At 64.3% G+C, this 2,820-nt stretch carries 2 protein-coding genes and 1 pseudogene; 1 reads left to right on the top strand and 2 read right to left on the bottom strand.

Features of this window, described 5'->3' with window-relative positions; genetic code table 11:
* Positions 1–35: 35 nt before the first annotated feature.
* Positions 36–597: pseudogene (locus tag ACX80M_RS20935) on the bottom strand (recombinase family protein).
* Positions 598–777: 180 nt separating this feature from the next.
* Here ACX80M_RS20935 and ACX80M_RS20930 point away from each other — a divergent pair.
* The gene (locus ACX80M_RS20930) at positions 778–1,326 is read left to right on the top strand and encodes a recombinase family protein (RefSeq protein WP_252615098.1); all 549 of its coding nucleotides are present in this window, start codon (positions 778–780) and stop codon (positions 1,324–1,326) included.
* Positions 1,327–1,383: 57 nt separating this feature from the next.
* Here ACX80M_RS20930 and xylB read toward each other — a convergent pair whose 3' ends face one another.
* Complete coding sequence (gene xylB / locus ACX80M_RS20925) at positions 1,384–2,784, bottom strand: xylulokinase (protein ID WP_459310386.1); 1,401 nt, start codon at positions 2,782–2,784, stop codon at positions 1,384–1,386.
* Between the last annotated feature and the right edge of the window lie 36 nt (positions 2,785–2,820).

The following is a 2,820-nucleotide window of genomic DNA, read 5'->3' as shown; positions in this document are numbered from 1 at the left end:
TCGGGGCTTGAGGACCAATGCTCGGGAGAGTCGCGCTAAGCCGGTGGGGCCAGGTAGTAGAGGTTCTGGTCGGCACCGCTGTTACGCCGGGTCACGGCGTTGGGGTGGGCGTCGCCCGATGCTTGTTTTGTTGAGGTGGCCTTGGAGCGCGGGCCCTGAAGCAGGTCGGCGATGCGCTGGACGGTGTGGTCCCCTGCGTCGTAGAGCTGTTGGGCGTGGTGGGCCTGGTCGGGGGTGAGTTTCGGGCGTCTTCCTTCGGTTCGTCCGCGGGCGCGGGCGGCCGCGAGGCCGTCGCGGGTGTTGGCGATGATGAGTTCTCGTTGGAGTTCGGCGAGGACGGAGAGCATCCCGAACATTGCCCGTGCTTCCGCCGAGGGTGACGAGGTGCAGGACTGAGCGTCCGAGTCTATCGAGGCGGGTGATGACGAGCTGGTCGCCGGCCCGGTTGGCGGAGGCGAGGGCCTTGTCGAGCTCGGGTCTGCTGGCTTTGGCGCCGCTGGCGTGGTCGAGGCAAATGTTGGCCGGGTCGACGCCGGCGCGGGCGAGGGTGTCCGTTTGGTGGTCGGGGTTTTGGTCGGCGGTGGAGACGCGTGACATCCGATCAACATGTGTCGAGAAGACCATCACGGCAGGGGTTTCCGACGTTGATTTCCGAAGCGGGTTTCCGACATGGATTTCGCGGCGCGACACGGACAGGCGTTGTCTCGGAATGCCGTCCAACAACAGGTAGTCTCATAACGACAAGTTGTTCGGGATTAAGAGAATGCAGGGACGGCCATGGCTGCTATCGGGTACGCGAGGGTTTCCACCACGGAACAGAACCTGGATCTGCAGCTCACTGCACTCCAGGCCGCCGGCGCTGCCCGGATCTTTGCCGACAACGGCGTCAGCGGGTCCACGACGGAACGCCCCCAGCTCTCCAAGGCAATGGAACGGCTGGAGGCCGGTGACGTGCTCACCGTCTGGAAGCTCGATCGGTTGGGACGCAACACCCGGCATGTCCTGGACGTTATCGAGAATCTCCGGGAACGGGGAGTGGGTTTCCGCTCCCTGACCGAGGGCCTGGACACCACCGGCCCGATGGGCACCGCCATGCTGACAATCATGGCGGCGTTCGGGCAGCTGGAGCGCGACACGATGATCGAACGCACCAGAGCAGGACTCGCCGCAGCCGCGGCCAACAACCGCCACGGCGGAAGGCCCCGAAAATTAGATGACACTGCCGCTGCCAGAGCCAGGGAACTCAAGGACAAAGGAATCAACGCCCGTGACATCGGCAAGATGCTCGGGGTCTCCCGCGCCACCGTCTACCGGTACCTCATATAGGGAACACAAGGAACCCTTGTGTTCGAGCCTGCCCAGTGGGCGTCCGTCACAATTAGCTCAGACTCCGTAGATGTTTTTTCGGGCGTCGATGTAGCGTCCCCGCACCTCGGCGCCCCAGTGTCCTTCGGGCTCGTAGGCGGCTTCAACGCTTCGTTGCCAGTCGGGAAGGCTTCCGGAGGCTGACCATGCCGCTTGTCTAGCGGCCCCTAGCGCCACATATTCTTTCGTTGTCGGGATCTCGACGGGCATCCCGAAAATGCTGGCTGCGGCCTGGCGAAGTGCCCTGGACTTCGATCCTCCGCCGATCAGCAGCACTTTATCCGGGGCTACGCCGGACTGTTTAAGAATGTCGATGGCGTCGGCCAGTGAATTGAGTACACCCAGCACTGAGGCGCGGGCAAGGTTCTGCGGGGTCATGTTGCTTCTGCTGAGTCCGGTCAGGGATCCAGTCGCGTGGGGAAGGTTGGGGCTCCGCTCCCCGTCCAGATACGGAAGGAATGTCAGCCCTCCTGCTTCCCGGTCGGCGGCCAGCGCCAGCGAATCGAGTGCCGACAGGTCGATGTCAAGTATTGAGGCGGTGGCGGCCATGACCCGGGCGGAATTGAGCATGGCCAGCAGAGGCAAATGGTTGCCGGTGGCGTCCGCGAAACCGGCGACAGCCCCGGTTGGATCGGGGACAGCCGACGGCGTTGTGGTGAATACGGTTCCGGAGGTGCCGATCGAGACGACGATTTCGCCGGGGCGGACGCCCAGGCCCAGGGCTGCTGCGGCGTTGTCACCGGCACCTGGCCCAAGGAGCGCCCCGTCAATTCCCCAACCGCTTTGCACACTCCCGGCCGGTTCGTCAGAGGGCACTACTCGGGGAAGCTGAGGAATGCGTCCGAAGAAGCGTTCCAGCAGGTCGGTGCGGTAACTGTTGGTCACGGCGGAATAATAGCCGGTGCCCGAAGCGTCGCTTCGGTCGGTGGTGAACTCGCCGGCCAGGGCGCCGTTCAGCCAGTCATGAGGCAGCACCACCTGTGCGATCCGGTTCGCGGAGTCCGGTTCGTTCCGTGCCAGCCATGCCAGTTTGGTGATGGTGAACGAAGCGACCGGGACAAGGTTGACGGCGTCGACCCACCCCTCGGGTCCCAGTTCATCCCGCAGGCGCGCCGCATCCGCTGCACTGCGGGTGTCATTCCACAGCAGCGCGTCATACACGGGTTTTCGGGAACTGTCGAGGGCGACCATTCCATGCTGCTGGGCGGCAACGCTGACGGCGGCGACGGAGCCACCCAGGCGGTCCGCGCCGGCTGCCTGCCATGCTTCACGCAAGGCGGAGGTCCAGACCTGCGGGTCCACCGATGTGCGGTCCGGGTGGGCAGCCGCCCCTGAAGAAATGACGTCCCCGCTCTGGGCGTCCACAGCGAGGACTTTGCAGGACTGGGTGGAGGAATCCACTCCGATGACAACGCTCATTGACTATTTTCCTCATCGATCTGGTCATTCAGGGCT

It is taken from the genome of Pseudarthrobacter sp. MDT1-22 (assembly GCF_054511035.1).
This window is presented reverse-complemented; position numbering and strand designations above follow the sequence as displayed.